The 15,720-nt window shown below is 69.5% G+C and carries 14 protein-coding genes; 4 read left to right on the top strand and 10 right to left on the bottom strand.

Going from position 1 to position 15,720, the window contains the following annotated elements:
* Positions 1–364 precede the first annotated feature (364 nt).
* From argE to RUR49_RS04055, 6 genes are all read right to left on the bottom strand, one after another.
* Positions 365–1,522, bottom strand: coding sequence for an acetylornithine deacetylase (gene argE / locus RUR49_RS04080; RefSeq protein WP_409145016.1), 1,158 nt, complete (start codon positions 1,520–1,522; stop codon positions 365–367).
* A gap of 41 nt (positions 1,523–1,563) precedes the next feature.
* Entirely contained in the window at positions 1,564–2,502 is a 939-nt protein-coding gene (locus tag RUR49_RS04075) for a DUF6963 family protein (protein WP_409145015.1), read from the bottom strand.
* Positions 2,502–4,145, bottom strand: a complete 1,644-nt coding sequence (locus tag RUR49_RS04070) for an ABC transporter ATP-binding protein (protein ID WP_409145014.1) — start codon at positions 4,143–4,145, stop codon at positions 2,502–2,504. Before RUR49_RS04070 ends, RUR49_RS04075 begins: the two co-directional genes overlap by 1 nt.
* Complete coding sequence (locus RUR49_RS04065; RefSeq protein WP_409145013.1) at positions 4,145–5,017, bottom strand: ABC transporter permease; 873 nt, start codon at positions 5,015–5,017, stop codon at positions 4,145–4,147. The genes RUR49_RS04070 and RUR49_RS04065 overlap by 1 nt, the downstream gene beginning before the upstream one ends.
* A complete protein-coding gene (locus tag RUR49_RS04060; protein WP_409145012.1) occupies positions 5,017–5,940 on the bottom strand; it encodes an ABC transporter permease in 924 nt (307 codons plus the stop codon). Before RUR49_RS04060 ends, RUR49_RS04065 begins: the two co-directional genes overlap by 1 nt.
* A gap of 70 nt (positions 5,941–6,010) precedes the next feature.
* Positions 6,011–7,573, bottom strand: a complete 1,563-nt coding sequence (locus RUR49_RS04055) for an ABC transporter substrate-binding protein (RefSeq protein WP_409145011.1) — start codon at positions 7,571–7,573, stop codon at positions 6,011–6,013.
* Positions 7,574–7,711: 138 nt separating this feature from the next.
* Between RUR49_RS04055 and RUR49_RS04050 the strand changes: the two genes are divergently transcribed.
* On the top strand, positions 7,712–8,590 hold the full coding sequence (locus tag RUR49_RS04050) for a MurR/RpiR family transcriptional regulator (RefSeq protein ID WP_409145010.1): 879 nt from the start codon (positions 7,712–7,714) through the stop codon (positions 8,588–8,590).
* Between the two features lie 26 nt (positions 8,591–8,616).
* Positions 8,617–9,714: an o-succinylbenzoate synthase gene (menC, locus tag RUR49_RS04045; protein WP_409145009.1), complete on the top strand. Its 1,098-nt coding sequence runs from the start codon at positions 8,617–8,619 to the stop codon at positions 9,712–9,714.
* Between the two features lie 121 nt (positions 9,715–9,835).
* On the opposite strand, the gene RUR49_RS04040 is transcribed toward menC, so the two are convergent.
* From RUR49_RS04040 to RUR49_RS04025, 4 genes are all read right to left on the bottom strand, one after another.
* A complete protein-coding gene (locus RUR49_RS04040) occupies positions 9,836–10,624 on the bottom strand; it encodes a BtpA/SgcQ family protein (protein ID WP_409145008.1) in 789 nt (262 codons plus the stop codon).
* A 36-nt stretch (positions 10,625–10,660) separates the two neighbouring features.
* A complete protein-coding gene (allB, locus tag RUR49_RS04035) occupies positions 10,661–12,016 on the bottom strand; it encodes an allantoinase AllB (RefSeq protein ID WP_409145007.1) in 1,356 nt (451 codons plus the stop codon).
* Between the two features lie 102 nt (positions 12,017–12,118).
* Positions 12,119–12,967 (bottom strand): transporter substrate-binding domain-containing protein, encoded by an 849-nt coding sequence (locus tag RUR49_RS04030; RefSeq protein ID WP_409145006.1) that lies wholly within the window; start codon positions 12,965–12,967, stop codon positions 12,119–12,121.
* 141 nt (positions 12,968–13,108) lie between these two features.
* Positions 13,109–13,996, bottom strand: a complete 888-nt coding sequence (locus RUR49_RS04025) for a MurR/RpiR family transcriptional regulator (RefSeq protein WP_409145005.1) — start codon at positions 13,994–13,996, stop codon at positions 13,109–13,111.
* Between the two features lie 117 nt (positions 13,997–14,113).
* Between RUR49_RS04025 and RUR49_RS04020 the strand changes: the two genes are divergently transcribed.
* The gene (locus RUR49_RS04020; protein ID WP_409145004.1) at positions 14,114–14,776 is read left to right on the top strand and encodes a DUF1989 domain-containing protein; all 663 of its coding nucleotides are present in this window, start codon (positions 14,114–14,116) and stop codon (positions 14,774–14,776) included.
* Positions 14,777–14,828: 52 nt separating this feature from the next.
* Positions 14,829–15,671: a substrate-binding periplasmic protein gene (locus RUR49_RS04015; protein WP_409145003.1), complete on the top strand. Its 843-nt coding sequence runs from the start codon at positions 14,829–14,831 to the stop codon at positions 15,669–15,671.
* Positions 15,672–15,720 lie beyond the last annotated feature (49 nt).

Genomic DNA, 15,720 nt, shown 5'->3' with positions numbered 1-15,720 from the left:
CACCTGTCAACAGCCGTCGTCGTCCTATTTTCACATCTTCGGAATGGGAGGCGTCGGCCTTGCAATCGGGACCGCGGAGAATGCCGAAAAGCGGCATCGCCCGTGGCCGACGACAGGGCAGCGGGGACGGGCTGGCGAGGGCACAGGAAGGCAGGCCGCACGACACCGATCGGACCATCGGGGTGCGCCTGACCTCGCATAGGGCGTCGACCAACGCCCACGACCGGTCATCGTGGTCCGTTGCGCCATGTCGCGGGCATCGCGGATCGGCCGACCCGCCGGGAGCGTCCAATCGACCCTGTGTCGTGAGCACCCGGCGGGACGCGTGCCTCGGCGGATGGCCGCGTGCCCCCCCCCCCACGCTTCAGGCAGCCAGTCGGTCCAGCAGCCGGTCTAGCATCGCATCGCAGGCGGCGAGCTCTGCCTCCTCGACGAACTCATCGGGCTTGTGCCCCTGCATCATGTTGCCGGGACCGCAGACGACGGTGGGGATGCTCCAGCGGTCATTGAAGAAGCCCGCTTCGGTACCGTAGCTCACCTTGGTGACGGGGCCGCGGGCGCCGAGCTCGAAAGCGAGCCGCACGACCTCCGCGTACGGGTCGGTCGCGAGGCCCGGATAGGCGTTGATCGGGGTCATGACGGCGTCGGCGGTCGGGTGCACCGCTCTCCAGCGGCCGACGAGGGCGGCGAGGTCGCGCTCGATGCCGGCGACGATCGGGGCCGGGTCCTCCGTCGCGAGGTGGCGGATCTCGAAGTCGAGGGTGGCGTGGTCGGGCACGATGTTGAGGGCCGTGCCACCTGACAACCGGCCGACGTGCACGGTCGTGTAGGGGACGTCGAAGGCGGCGTCGCGGGCGCCGTTCGCGAGGTCGTCCTGGACGCGCCGCAGGATCGCGACCGCCTCACTCGCCATGTGGATGGCGTTGGCATAGTGGGGCGCCGAGGCCGAGTGGCCGGCCGTTCCCTCGAAGCGGACGCGGAAGGAGAGCTTGCCTTTGTGGCCCACCGCGACCGTCATCGAGGTCGGCTCGCCGACGATGCAGAAGTCCGGGACGCCGATCGTCCGGTCGAGGGCGCCGATCATCTCGGCGATGCCGACGCAGCCCGCCTCCTCGTCATAGGAGAGCGCGATCTTGAGGGGGGCCGCGAGCGGCCGGTGGCGGGCCCGCGCGGCAGCGGCCAGCACCGCGGCGGCGAAGCCCTTCATGTCCGTCGTGCCGCGGCCGTAGAAGCGTCCGTCCCGGCGCGTCATCCGGAACGGATCGACCGTCCACTTCTGGCCCTCCACCGGGACGACGTCGAGGTGGGCGGACAAAAGCACCCCGCCGGGGCCGGCGGGGCCGAGGCTGGCGAACAGGCCGGCCCGTCCGGGGGACACGCCCGGCAGCCTATGCACGGTGAAGCCGAGGTCGGAGAGATGGGCGGCGGCGAAGTCGGCGACGTCGGTGTAGTCGTCGGCGGTGAACACCGAGCGGAAGGCGATCAGCCGCTCGAGGATGTCGGCCGTGGTGTCGAGGGGCATTCTGGCTCCTGGTGTTCCGATTCTTCTGGCTTTTCTGCTTTCTAGCGGTAGCCGAGGCGGAAGCGCGACCGGCCGCTCAGGCGGACGATGCGGCCGTCCTCGACCATCACGTTCGGCTCTTCGATCGCGACGCCGAGGGGGCCGTCGGGCCCGACGATTTCCGCGCCGATGTAGATCGCCGCGCAGTTGTGCCGTCCGGTGACAATGCGGGCGTCCGTCGTCTCGACGCGTATCGCAGTCCCCGCAGCGTCGACCAGGACGCGGTCGCGGTCGCCGTGGACGACGGGCGTCCCGGCCGCCACGTCGATCGCCGCGAGCGGCGCGTGCGCGCGCACCATGACCTCGAGCCCGGCCTCCGCCAGCAGCGGTGCCAGCGTCCGGGCCGGTCGGATGGCGTTGTGGAGGATCGCGATGGCCGTACCGTCTGGCCCGGCCAGCAGGGCGCTGCCAAGGTCGGGGCGGCGGGCGACGCGGGCGCTGTTGGCGACCGCGATACCGCGGCAGGGGCCGAGGGCGATCATGCCGGCGTCAGCGTCGGGCTCGGCATCGAGGACGCGAGCCAGCGCGGTCTCCGCCGCGAGGCCGTCGGCCATGCCGGCGAGGACGGCGTCGTTGAGCACGCGTCCGTCCCGGCCGGTGCCGTTCGGCAGGCGGTGGCCGGTGACGAGGCCGACGGTCGCATCCGCCGGCAGGTACTGCGACAGTGGCGCCGGCCGGTCCGGGCCGCTCGACATCACGGCGGCATAGGGCGCGGTCGCGATTTCCACCGGTGGCTCGACGCCCGTCCGCTCGCCGGCAGTGAACAGCGTGGCCGTGCCGCCGCGCTGGGTCTCGGCGCGGTGCAGCCGGCCGTCGCGGTCGATCGCGGCGAAGACGGCGTAGCCGCCGATCGCCCCCGTGCCGATGCGCTCGGCGAGTTGCAGCGTCCGGAAGACCGCGAGGCCGGCGTTCGGCCCCATCGCGCCGATCCCGATCGTCATCAGTCGTGCGTCTCCATCTGCGAGAGGGGCTGATCGCCCCGGTCGCTGCGTCCCACCGCCCCGAGCTTCGGCGCCGCCGCGAGCAGTGCTCTTGTATAGTCCGACCGCGGCGTCTCCATCACCGTCTCGACCGGGCCGATCTCAACGATCCGCCCACCCTTCAGGACGGCGACACGATGCGCCACCGAGCGCACGACCGCGAGGTCGTGGGTGATGAAAAGGTAGGCGACGCCGGTGTCGCGCTGGATCTCCCGCAGGAGGTCGAGCACGGCGGCTTGCACGGAGACGTCGAGAGCCGAGGTCGGCTCGTCGGCGATGATGACGCGCGGCTCGGCGGCGAGCGCCCGGGAGATCGCGATGCGCTGACGCTGGCCGCCGGAGAACTCGTGCGGCAGCCGGTCGATCATCGCCGCGGGCAACTGGACGCGGTCGAGCAGCCGAAGCGCCTCAGCGCGCAGTGCCTTGCCGGAGAGGCCGCGGTGCAGCGCCAAGGGCTCCGCCAGCGTCTGGCCGGCGGTGAAGCGCGGATCGAGGCTCGCGAACGGGTCCTGGAAGACGATCTGGACCTTCGCGCGCGCCCGCCGCAGCGCGCCGCCGCGAAGCCGGGTGATGTCCTCCCCCTCGACGCGCACGGTGCCCTCGTGGTCGAGGTCGAGGCGGGCGCCGATGCGTCCGAGGGTCGACTTGCCCGACCCGCTCTCGCCGACGAGGGCGACGGTCTCCCCGGCCGCGACAGTAAGCGTTATGTCCTCCAGCACCCGGTGTGGCGGCCCGCGACGCAGCAGCCCACGGGCACCGAAGCTCCGTCCGACCGCCGCGAACGAGAGCGCCGGCGGACTCGCCGGCGGCGGCACGTCCGTCCGCACCGGATCGTCCATGCGCGGAACGGCGGCGAGCAGCTGACGGGTATAGGGGGCCGCCGGCATGCCGAGCACGCGGGCAACGGGCCCCGTCTCGACGAGCCGGCCGCGGCGCATGACGGCGACGCGGTCGGCCATCTCGGCGACGACGCCCATGTCGTGGGTGATCAGGAGAAGACTCGTACCGCTCTGGCGCGTGAGGTCGCGCATCAGTTCGAGTATCTGCGCCTGCACGGTGACGTCGAGGGCGGTGGTCGGCTCGTCGGCGATCAGGAGCTCCGGCTCGAGCGCCAGCGTCATGGCGATCATCACGCGCTGGCGCATGCCGCCGGAGAACTCGTGTGGATACTGCCGGAGCCGCCGCCCGACGTCGCCGATACCGGCCCTGGCGAGCATGTCGCCGGCCCGATCCCGCGCCGCCCGCCGCGACAGGCCGCGGTGGGCGATCAGCGCCTCGGTCATCTGGCGCTCGATGGTGAGCACCGGCGTCAGGCTCGTCATCGGCTCCTGGAAGATCATGCCGATGCGGGCGCCGCGGACGCGCCGCATCGCTGCGTCGTCGAGGGCGGAGATGTCCTGCCCGCCGAGAAGCACGCGGCCGCCGCTGCGCCGGGCCCGGCGCGGCAGGAGGTTCATCACGGCGAGCGCGCTCAGCGACTTGCCGGAGCCGCTCTCGCCGACGAGGGCGAGCGTCTCGCCCCGCTCGATCTGCAAATCGAGGTCCTGCACGACGCGATCGTCGCCGAAGGCGACGGAGAGGCCCTCGATCGCGAGCACGGCCATCAGCGCCCCCCCGACCGGGGGTCGAGCGCTTCGCGGAGCGCGTCGCCGAGGATGTTGAAGGCGAAGACCGTCGCCGCGATGGCGAGCCCGGGATAGAGCATCAGCCACGGCGCGCGGTTCATGAAGTCGCGACCGGCGGACAGCATGTAGCCCCATTCCGGCTGTGGCGGCTGCGCCCCGAGCCCGAGGAAGCCGAGTGCGGCGGCGGCGAGGATGGCGTTCGACAGGCCGAGGGTGGCGACGACGATCATCGTCGGCATGACGTTCGGCAACAGGTGGCGGAAGATCAGCCGGAGGGGCCCGGCGCCGGCCGCCTCGGCGCCTTCGTAGTAGGGCTTGGCCGTCTCCGAGAGCGCGCTCGCATAGGCGGTCCGCGCATAGAAGGGGATCGCGGCGACGCCCACCGCCAGCATCGCGTTGGTGAGGCTCGGCCCGAGCACGGCGACGAAGGCGAGCGCGATCAGCGTCTCGGTGAACGAGAACAGCACGTCGGTCGACCGCATCAGGATGCGTTCCGTCCAGCCGCGGAAGTGCGCCGCGGCGAGACCGATCGAGAGGCCGGCGACGAGCGAGATGCCGACGGCGATCGCGCCGATCTGCAAGGTCAGCCGCGCCCCGAACAGCAGGCGGGAGAAGACGTCGCGGCCGAGTTCGTCGGTGCCGAGCAGATGGGCGGCGCCGGGCGGCGTCAGCGGTCGGCCGGTCGCGAGCTTGATCGGGCTGTAGGGTGCGATCCACGGCGCGAACACCGCGGCGACGATCAAGACCGCGAAGATCGCGAGGCCGATCGCGCCGCCGGGGTTGCGCACGAGCCGCAGCCAGAGCGGCCGGGACGCCTGTCGCGGGACGGGGGCCACCTCCACCGCCGACATCAGCTCCTCCGGATCCGGGGGTCGACGAGGGCGTAGACGAGGTCGAGCAGGAACATCACCACCACCACCGTGGCGGCGAAGACGAGGATGAAGCCCTGGATGACCGGATAGTCGCGCTGGAAGATCGCCTCGACCGCCAACCGGCCGATGCCGTTCCAGGCGAAGATGTTCTCCACCACGATGGCGCCACCCATCATGTAGCTGAACTGCAGGCCCATCATCGTGACGATCGGGATGAGGCCCGAGCGCAGGACGTGGCGATATTCGACGACCGCCTTCGGCAGGCCCTTGGCGTGGGCGGTGCGGACGAAGTCCTGCTCCATAACGTCGATCATGGCCGAGCGCGTCATGCGGGCGACGATGGCGGCGTTCGAGAGACCGAGCGTCAGGGCCGGCAGGACGAGGCTCATCGGCCCGCCCCCGGCGACGGGCAGCCAGCCGAGGTCGACGGAGAACCAGATCAGGAGCAGCAGCCCCAGCCAGAAGTGGGGGATCGAGACGCCGCCGATCGCCGCCATCATGATCAGCGTGTCGGTCCAGCCGCCGCGCCGCGCCGCCGCCCAGAAGCCGGCCGGCAGCCCAATGACGACGGCGATCAGCATCGCCGCGAAGGCGAGTACCAGCGTGTTGGGAAGCCTGGCCATCAGCAGCCCGAACACCGGCTGCTCGCCGCGGATCGTGACGCCCATGTCGCCCTGCAGGAGGCGGGCGAGATAGTGGCCGTACTGAACGACGATCGGCTGGTCGAGGCCGAGGCGCGCGCGGATCTCCTCGAGCTGCTCCGGCGTCGTGCCCTGGCTCTGGGCATACATGATCTGCACGGGATCGCCGGGCACGAGGTGGATCAAAAGCGTGACGGCGACGGTGGCCGCGAAGATCGTCACCAGACCCATGGCGAGACGTTGCGAGAGATAGGCCAGCATCGCGACATCCCCCGGGTGGTGCGCGGCCCCGAAGGGCCGCGCAAGTCGCGTCAGAGTTTTGGAAGCCGCGTCAGAGCTTCACGTCGTTGAAGACGGGATACACGAACGGGGCCACCTGGAAGCCCTCGACCTCCGGCCGCACGGCGAACACCCACTCCCAGCCGGGCGTATAGAGCGGCACGTGGATGGAGCGGTCGAGGAGATAGGCCATGACGGCCTCGACCGCCGCCTTGCGCTCCGCCGGATCGCTGAGCACGCGGGTCTTCTCCAGCATCGCGTCGAGTTCCGGCGAGGTGTAGCCGCGATAGGCGCCGGGGGTGTGCCAGAGGGCGTAGAGGATGTCCGGATCGTACCAGGACCAGGTCATCATATCCATCGAGCCGATGCCGGTCGGCGTCTCGTTCTCCTGGCGGACGCGGGCATTCATGGTGCCGATGTCCATGATCTCGATGTTCGCCTTGATGCCGACTTCGGCGAGCTGGGCCTGGAAGACTTCCGCCAGACGGTCGCGCTTGCCACCGGTCCAGACGAGCAGGTTCACCTCGAGCGGGTTGTCGGGCCCCCAGCCGCCGGCCTCCTTCAGGAGTTCCTTCGCCTTCTCCGGGTCGTACTGGGCGCGGTGCTTGGCGCAGAAGTCCTGGTCGTTGCCGAAGACGCCGCGCGAGATCGGGCACTGCTCGGGGATCGACAGGTCGCCGTAGATCAGGGTCAGCGCCGTCTGCACGTCGGTCGCGTGGGCGACCGCGTCGCGCACCCGCTCGTCGTTGAAGGGCGGGCGGTGCACCGAGAACTCCCAGAAGACGTTTTGGCCGGTGTTCTCCGCCGTGACGATGTCGAGCTCGCCGGAATCCTTCAGCGTCGGCACGTCGTCGAGCGGCGGCTCGGCGATGTGGATCGCCCCGGTCTTCAGGCCGGCGAGCCGCGTCTGCGGCTCCGGCACCACCGAGATCACCAGCCGGTCCATGTAGGGGGCGCCCGGGTTGTTCGCGAGCTTGCCGTGGTTGACGTAGTCGGGGTTCTTGTCGAGGACGATGCGGTCGCCCTTCGCCCAGCTGTCGAGCTTCCAGGGACCCGATCCGATGGCGACGGTGCTGCCGAAGCCGTCCTGGCCGGCGTTGGAATCGCAGAGGATCGAGGAGAAGCTGTCGGCGAGGAACGGGATCATCGCCACGAAGGGCGTGTCGAGGGTGAACTTGACGGTCTGGGGATCGACGACCTCCACCTTGCTGATCGGGCCCCAACTCGCCTTGGTCACGCTCGGATTGGCAGCGTCGAAGGCGCGTTCGACGGTGTACTTGACGTCGGTGGCGTCGAGCGGCGTGCCGTCGTGGCACTTCACGCCGTCGACGAGGTGGAAAGTGTACTGGAGGCCGTCAGGGCTGACGTCCCAGCTCTTGGCGAGGTTCGGGACCGGGGCTCCGGAGGCGTCGGTCGCCAGAAGAGTATCGTAGATCAGGCTCCAGACCTGCAAAGACAGCGTCGAGGTCGCCTTCTGCGGGTCGAGCGTGTCGACGTCGCCATAGCGGGCCCAGACGATGTCTGCGGCCAGTACGGGTGTGAGGGACGAGGCGGTGATGACGAGCCCTAGCGCCAAACTGCGCGCGAGCGGACGGGTTAGCCTTTCAGCTTTCACGTGAATACTCCCAATTGGCTTCGATGTTCCCCGCGTCCGCCCGTCTGCCGCGCGCGGTGCGCTGCAATATGATTGGCCCGCTAATTTCAAACTGTCAACGAGATAAAATTTCTGTTTCAATGCCGTCACGGAGGCCGAATGACGAAGCAACACCCCGACAGTGCACCGCGCTCGATCGAGCGGCGCATCCGCGCCCTCTATGAGGAAATGCCGGGCAGCGAACGCGCGCTGGCCGATCGCGTCCTCGAATATCCCGGCGACGTGCTGCTCTGCTCAGCGACCGAGCTTGCCGAGCTCGCGGGCGCCTCCAAGGCCGCCGTCTCACGCTTCGTCCGCCGCCTCGGCTACGAGGGGTTCCGCGACATGCAGCGGGAGATCCGCGATGCGCAGTCGACGGGTGATCCGCTGTTCCTCACCACCGGGCAGATCGGTGAGCGCAAGGCCGAGGACCCGCTGCACGTCCATCTGGAGCGGGACATGCGCTGCCTGCACGAGACGCTGTCGCGCCTCGACGAGAGCGTCGTCAACACGGTGATCGCCCGCATCGCCTCGGCGCGGCGCGTCGTCTGCATCGGCTTCCGCAACAGCTACTTCTTCGCCGCCTACGCCCGCCGGCAGATCCTGCTCGTGCATCCCGCGACCGATCTCGTCCCGGCCGACGGCCAGACGCTGATCGAGGACACCGGCAACCTCGGGCCCGAGGACCTCCTGCTGGTATTCGGCTTCCGCCGCCGGCCGCTGCTGCTCCGCCGGTTCATGGAGCTGATGCACGGGCGCGGCATCCCGATCGCCTACGTCACCGACCGGCAGTCCGTGACGAACACCAAGTTCGCCACCTGGGTGCTGCCATGCGAGGTGCACGGGACGTCGCTGTTCGACAGCTATGTCGGCGTCATCAGCCTGATCAACTTCATCTGCACGCGCGTCAGCGTCGCCGCCGGCGCCCCCGGCCGGCGGCGGCTGCGCCAGATCGAGGAGCTCGGCGAACTCCTCGGTGAACTGGACGGCGGCAACTGAAAGCCGGTGGCTTTGGAGGTCCGGTCTTGCGCCTCGACGAGATGAGCGTTTTCCACGTCGCCATGCCGCTCCTCGAGCCGTGGAAGACGAGTTTCGGCGAGATGCGGAGCGTCGATACCGTCCTCGTCCGGCTTTCGTGCGATGGCGAGACCGGCTGGGGCGAGGCCGCGCCCTATGCGGCGCCGCAGTTCTGCCCCGAGTGGGCCGGCGGCTGCTTCCAACTGCTGGCCCGCCATATCCGCCCGCTCCTCGTCGGGCATGACGTCGCGAGCGCGGAAGACCTGCAGGCGCGTCTCCGCCCCTTCAAGGGCAACCACTTCGCCAAGGCCGCCGTCGATCTCGCCTGGTGGGACCTGTCGACCCGCCTCGCCGGGCTGCCACTGTGGCGGGCGATCGGCGGCGAGACCCCCGAGATCGCGGTCGGGGCCGACATTCCGGTGCAGCCGGACCGGGGGCGGCTGCTCGCCCTTGTCGCAGCCGCCCTCGAGGCCGGCTTCCCCCGGGTGAAGCTGAAGTTCCGACCGGACAGCGGCGTCGGAATGGTCGAGGCGGTGCGTGCCGCCTTCCCGGACGCGGTCGTGCACGTCGACTGCAACGCCGGCTTCACCCTCGACGACCTGCCGCTCTTCCAGGCCCTCGACGGGCTCGGCCTCGCGATGATCGAGCAGCCGCTGGCGAGCGACGATCTCGTCGATCACGCCCGCCTGCAAGCTGCGCTGCAGTCGCCGATCTGCCTCGACGAGAGTATCACCTCCCTCGACCGGGCGCGGAAGGCGATCGACATCGATGCGGGGCGGGTCATCAACATCAAGCACGGCCGCGTCGGGGGCCTGACGAACGCGGTCGCGATCGCGACGCACTGCCGGTCGCGCGGCATCCCGTTCTGGATCGGTGGCATGCTGGAATCGGCCGTGGGCCAGGGCCCGTCGATGGCGCTCGCCACCCTGCCGGGCGTCGGCTACGCGGCCGACATCTTCCCGGACGGGCGGCTCTATCCGCGCGAGCTGTCGGCGCCCGAGATCCGCCTCACCTCTCCTGGCCGGATGACGGTGCCCGATGGGCCGGGCAGCGGCTTCCGGCCTGTCCCGGATTTACTCGACGAAATGGTCGTCGAGCGGGCATGAGGCCGCGAAGCAGCCGTTGACGATGAGACCCGTGGAGGGGCGGCGCTCGAGTGCCGAACGGCTAATAGGCACCCACACGCGATCCGATCACTCCACTCGCCTCGCTTCGCCGGGACGCTGCTCAGCGCGAGCGTGCCGCCGCCATGAAGGCCTCGGCCTTCTCGCGGTCCCAGAACAGGCGGTCGCGCGGGCCGGCGCCGTCGCGCATCAGGGCGGTCGACACGATGGCGCCATCGGCAACGGCGAGGGTCTGCGCGACATTGCGCGCCGTGACGCTGCCGCCGAGCAGGATCGGGCGGGTGACACCCGCCGCCCGCGCCTTGGCGATGCGCTGGAGGCTCTCGTCGAATGTCGCGCCGGTGATGACGAGGGCGTCGGCACCGAGGCGCTCGGCTCCAAGCGCCGCCTGTTCCGGCGGCACGTCGATCAGGGGCACGCAGGTGCGGTCGAAGACGTCGGCGAGGATCGCGATGTCGTCGCGGCGCAGTTGGTGGCGGTAGGTGAGCGCGTCGACGGCGAGCGCCTCCTTGTGGCCCTCCATCGTCATCGCCGCGCCGACGAAGACCTTCAGGCGGACGAAGTCGGCGCCGCTGGCGTGGGCGATGGCGAGCGGCCCGATCGCGTCGTGCGCTTCGACGATGATGCCGAGCGACACCGTCGGATGAGCGAGCTTCAGGGCACGCCCGAGAGCGGCGGTCATGGCGATCGTCTCGGGGCTCGCCGGGCCGCGCTGGCGGGTCTGGTCCTGCAGCATGATGCGGCGGATGCCAGCCGAGACGAACACCTCGGCATTGGCGAGCGTGTAGTCCTCGAGGAAGGCCATCGAGAGGGACCGGTCCACCGCGAAATCGGGGAGGTGGAGGGCGGCGACGATCAACGGGTCATCAGAGGTCGACGTCAGCAGGCTCATGCAGGGTCCGGAATCCGTTCGGGAGGGAGGCGACGCTCAGGAGAGGCGCGGGACGTAGGCTGCGCCGGGTTCGCCGGTGACGCGGCCGTCGCGGGCGACGACGCGGCCGCGCACGACGGTTGCCTTCACCTTGCCCGTCACCGGCACGCCCTCGAACGGCGTCCAGCCGCAGGCGCCGATGAGCTCGGCCTGGCGGATCGTCCAGCGTTCGCCGGGATCGACGAGGGTGAAGTCGCCGTCCGAGCCGATGGCGATGGCGCCCTTGCGCGGATAGAGCCCGTAGAGCCGCGCCGGCGCCTCCGCCATCAGGGCGGCGAGCCGCTCGAGACTGACGAAGCCCTCGGCGGCGAGGTTCAGCATCAGGGGCACCATCGTCTCGTTCGCCGGCATGCCGCACTGGCCGGCGAAAACATCGTTGGAGGCGCGCAGCTTCAGCTCGGGGTCGACCGGGCCGTGGTCGGAGCCGATGGTGGCGATGGTGCCGTCGTCGAGGCGGGCGCGCATGCCGGCCATCGCGGCGGGTCCGCGCATCGGCGGCGCGCAGGTGACCCAGGCGCCGCGGGCGGCGATGTCGTCTTCCGTCAGGTAGAGATAGTGCGGGCAGGTCTCCGCCGTCGCCCGTACCCCCTCCCCGCGCGCGCGCTCGACGAGGCGCACGCCCTCGGGCGAGGTGACGTGGACGATGTGGACGCGGGTTCCGAGCCGGCCGGCGTAGAAGAGGATGCGGTTGATCGCCTCGAGCTCGGCGGTCTCGCTGTGCCAGTCGCAGAAGGCGGCGTTGTCGCGGCGCTCTTGCGCGGCGAGCCGGCGGCGGTTGGCGACGAGGAGCTCGTCGTTCTCGGCGTGGAAGCAGGCGAGGCCGCCGAGGCGCGCGATGCGCGTCATCGCGTCGACCAGGTCGGCGTCGTCGATGACGCCCTTCATCGCGCAGCCGGTGTCGCAGGTGAAGATCTTGAAGGCGGCGGCCCCGGCCGCCCACATGCCGTCGAGGTCGTGGAGCCGGTCCGGGCTGACGCCGCCATAGAGCGCGAAGTCGACGTGGGAGGTGCGCTCGCCCAGCGCCGCCTTCTCCTTCAGCACCGTCTCGTCCAGCACCTCAGGGACCGTCAGCGGCATCTCGATGATCGTCGTGATGCCACCGGCCGCCGCCGAGGCGGTCGAGTCGGTGAAGTCCGGCCCCGAGACGAAGCCCGCCTCCCACAGATGCGAGTGCGGGTCGATGATGCCGGGGAGCAACACCAGCCCGCGGGCATCGAGCACAGGCGTGGCCGCGTCGGAGCCGAGGTCGCGCCCGAAGGCGGCAATGCGGCCGTCGCGCACCGCGACGTCGCCCTCGAAGCGGCCGTGCGGCGTGACGACCGTGCCGCCCCGCACCAGAAGATCCCGGGTCATTGCGCTCTCGAACACCTTCTCTTGCGGCCGGCCCACGGGGCCGGCCGTCGTGCTCCTGTGGCCGGCCGTCGGGGCCAGCCGGCCTGCTGCGGCGGGATCGCCCTATTCGGGCAGCACCATCGCGAACCCGAACCACTTCGTCTGCAGCTCGGCGAGCTTGCCCGACGTCTTGAGCTCGGTGATGAACGCGTCGACCGCGGCCGACAGGTCGGTATCCTGCTTGCGGGTGGCGACGGCGACGTAGTTGAAGATCGGCAGTTCCACCGCCACGTCGAAGCTGCCCGGCATCTTCTCGAACAGCACGCGGTCATTGAGCTTCGTCGAGGTGACGGCGTCGACGTTGCCGTTCTTCAGGTCGAGATAGGCGGCGTCGAAGTGGTCGAACGCCTTCAGCTCGGTGTTCAGGTTGTAGCGGGCGATGATCTCCTTGGCCTGGTGCTCGGCCGCCGAGTTCAGCTGAGTGGCCAGCGTCTTGCCGTTGAGGTCCTCGATCGTCTTGATGCTGGTGTCGCCGGCCCGCACGATGATCTCGGCCTGGTCGCTCGCATAGGGCTGCGAGAAGGTGACGGCCTGCTTGCGCGGCTCGGTGATCGTCATCGCCGACCAGATCATGTCGAACTTCTGGACGTAGAGCGACGGGATGACGCCCGACCAGGCGGTGTCGATCGGCTCGAAGGTGACGCCGAGATGGGCGGCGAAGAGCTCGGAGAGCTCGATGTCGAAGCCGACGATCTTGCCGTTCTCGATATACTCGAAGGGCGGGTTCTGCGCCTCGACGCCGCCGACGAGCTTGCCGCGCGCCTTGATCTCGGCGAGCACGCCCGGCGCGGGCGCGGCGTACTCCGGCATCGCCTGGCCGTTGAGGGTGGGGGATTGCGCCTGCGCGGCACCGGCCATTCCGGCGAGGGCGAAGGCGGCGATCAGGGCTGCGAGGGGCGGCACGAGACGCATGGAAATCCTCCCGGATGAGGGCCGGGTCGACCAGCGACCCGCTGGCAATAGTTTTTCACTAAACCGCAAGATTGAAAAGTTCATTTCTTATGCAGGCGTGCCGAAGGCGGTGGCAGTCGCCTCGCGGCCGCCGCGCTGCACCTATTCCAGCTCGTCGAGGCGGTCGTGGATGTCGTCGATGCCGCCGAGGCGCTGACTGGATGCCTGTTGCAGGGCGACGATCACCTGTTCGGTGAGGACGTGCGAGACGGCGAGCGCCGAGGCGTGGTCGTCGATCGGGCCGCGCGTGCGGGTCTGGCAGCGCACCGCCCAGGTGGCGCCGGCTGTGTTGACCATCCCGGGGTCGGTGATCAGTGCCACCTTTGCGCCCTGCTCGGCGGCGGCGCGCACGAGGGCTGCGATCGCCGGCACGCGGCGGCGCATGGCGAAGACGACGACGACATCCCCGGCGCCGACGTCGATCAGGGTCTCGCCAAGCGTCTCGCCGTCGCCGGGCAGGCGTCGCACACCCGGGCGGGCGTGCGCGAGCGACCAGCGCAGGTAGTCGGCGAGGAAGCGCCCGTGCCGGAAGCCGCAGACCCACACCTGCCGCGCCTCGGCCAGCGCGACGGCGATCGCCGACAGCGTCTCCGGCGTGTTCTCCGAGAAGGTGCGGCGGAGGTTGGCGGTGGCGGTCTCGACGTGGCGCTCCGCCAGCAGCACCGAGGGTGCGGCAGTGCTGCGGCCGAGCAGATAGAGCGGCGATCCCTCCTCCTGTTCCTGGCGGGCGAGGCGGCGCATCTCGTCGAAGTTCGCGAACCCGAGCCGGCGCACGAAGCGGCTGACCGCCGTGTTCGAGACGTCCGAGATGCCGGCGAGCTCGGTGGCGGAATAGCTCGCGAGGTCGCCGGGGAAGTTCAGCACCACGTCGGCGAGGCGGCGCTCGACGGGCGAGAGTTGCTCGTACTGGGCCCGCACGCGGGCATGAAGGGAGACGGCCACGGCTTCGCTGCTCTCCATCGGGGTCGCCACCACTGCACGCTCACGCATCACGCCCTGCCTAAGAAAATCGCTTTTCACATTAACGGCACTGTGGGAAGATATTTTCAAGCGCTCGGAAACGTCCCTGAGTCTGATGGGCGCAAAATATCAGTGAAGAAGAGGCTGATGTCTATCGAAGTCGATCTCAACGGAAAAATGCTTCTGCGCCTCGATGTGGTCAGCAGTCACGTCATCCCGCCGATGATGGGATGGGCCGGCGAGGTGAAGGCTGGCCAGTTCATTCGTGTGATCGATCCGCGCGGACGGCAATGCGCCGACTTCTGGGCCTTCAACGCCGAAGATATCGACGAGCACCTGTCGGCCATGCACAGCCGGGTGTGGGTCAACAAGCTGTGCCCGGTGCCGGGCGAGAGCTTCCATTCCAACCACCGTCGCCCGATCCTCCAGGTCATCGCCGACAGCTGCGGCGTGCACGATCTGCTGACCGCACCGTGCGACGAGCATAGATACCGGCTCTACGGTCTCAAGCACCATCATCGCAGCTGCGCCGGCAACCTGCGCGAGGTGATGGAGCCCTATTTCGGCACCACGCGCTTCTATGTCCCGCAGCCCTTCAACATCTTCGGCAACTGCCCTGTCGGCCGTGACGGCTCGGTGACGAACGGGCCGGCGCCGTCGAAGCCCGGCGACCACGTCGTCATGAAGGCCTGGATCGACCTCGTGGTGGCGATCTCGGCCTGCCCCCAGGAATTCAACCCCATCTCCGGCTGGTACCCGACCGAGGTCCTCGTCGAGGTCCTCGAACCATCGGCGGAACAGCCCGGCTGAGACTTTACCGCAGCGACTACCGCCACAGGCCCCGACGAGGAACGGAAACGATATGAAGACGTGCAAGGCCCTTCTGCTGGCCGGATTGGTCAGCCTCTTCGCCACCGCAGCCGTCGCACAGGACGCGCCGACGCTGAACGACAAGCCCCTGCCCGACTACGCAACGCCGGCGGGCGGACTGCTCGCCGAGATCAAGACGCGCGGCAAGCTCATCAACGGCGTCGAGGCCGCGACCCCGCCCTACGAGTTCATCAAGGACGGCGAGATCGTCGGCTTCGACATCGATCTCTCGCGCAAGTTCGCCGAATCCCTCGGCGTCGAGCTCGAGGTGATCGACACCCAGTGGTCGGGCGTCATCCCCTCCCTCTACAGCCAGAAGTTCGACCTGATCTGGTCGGCGATGCCGATCACCCCGGCACGCGAGAAGGCCGTCACCTTCTCGCCGGTCTACGCCACCGACCGGCCGGTCTTCCTGATCCGCGCCGACGAGACGGCGATCAAGTCGGTCGAGGACTTCAAGGGCAAGCGCCTCGGCTCGCAGCTGAACTCCTCGGTCGCCGAGCAGTCGAAGAAGCTGTCCGACGAGAAGGGCCTCGGCATGGACATCAAGCTCTATGACGCCATCACCTCGGCCTATCTCGACCTGCAGAACGGCAACCTCGACATCGTGACGACGTCGGGCGACGCCTTCAGCGAGGTCGACAAGGCTTCGCCGGGCAAGTTCAAGATCGTCTACGAACTGCCGCCGAACCTGTTCATGGCGGTCGCCACCCGCAAGCAGGACACCGACCTCTCCGCCGCGGTCGCCACCTTCATCGAGGAGATGAAGGCGAACGGCGAGCTCGACAAGCTGAGCGAGAAGTGGTTCGGCACCAAGAAGGCGCTGCCGAACTAGGATGGCGCGGGCGGGGAGCTTGCCTCCCCGCCCGGCCGCTCCGGCCCCG

The sequence above is a fragment of the Pseudoxanthobacter sp. M-2 genome (assembly GCF_046156265.1).
In the GTDB taxonomy this organism is placed as follows: Bacteria; Pseudomonadota; Alphaproteobacteria; order Rhizobiales; family Segnochrobactraceae; genus CAMDHY01.
This window is presented reverse-complemented; position numbering and strand designations above follow the sequence as displayed.